The organism is Paenibacillus sp. YAF4_2, from assembly GCF_052113225.1.
Taxonomy (GTDB): domain Bacteria; phylum Bacillota; class Bacilli; order Paenibacillales; family Paenibacillaceae; genus Pristimantibacillus.
Map to the genome: position 1 here is coordinate 1 of NZ_JBFRCT010000040.1, position 386 is coordinate 386.

At 46.9% G+C, this 386-nt stretch carries 1 rRNA gene; it reads right to left on the bottom strand.

Going from position 1 to position 386, the window contains the following annotated elements:
- Positions 1–245: 245 nt before the first annotated feature.
- Positions 246–362 (bottom strand): 5S ribosomal RNA (gene rrf / locus AB4Y93_RS28920).
- Between the last annotated feature and the right edge of the window lie 24 nt (positions 363–386).

Here is a 386-nt window from a genome sequence, read left to right on the forward strand (position 1 = left end):
TTCGCCACGTCCTTCTTCGGCTCCTAGTGCCTAGGCATCCTCCGTGCGCTCTTACTAGCTTAACCTATCATCAATAATTCCTTATTGATGTAAATCAACTTTGCTTAAGGATGTTTCATTATCTTTCGCTATCCAGTTTTCAAGGTACAATTTGTCCGTCTTTTGGACGGAAGGTTATCTTATCATGCGTATTTGTTACAGTCAACTCACAAAAGTTGGTAACAAACTCGCTTATAAGAACACCTGCTTGGCGACGTCCTACTCTCCCAGGACCCTGCGGTCCAAGTACCATCGGCGCTGGAGGGCTTAACGGTCGTGTTCGGTATGGGAACGTGTGGTTCCCCTCCGCCATCGCCACCAAACGGATGACTTCCTGAAAGATTCAA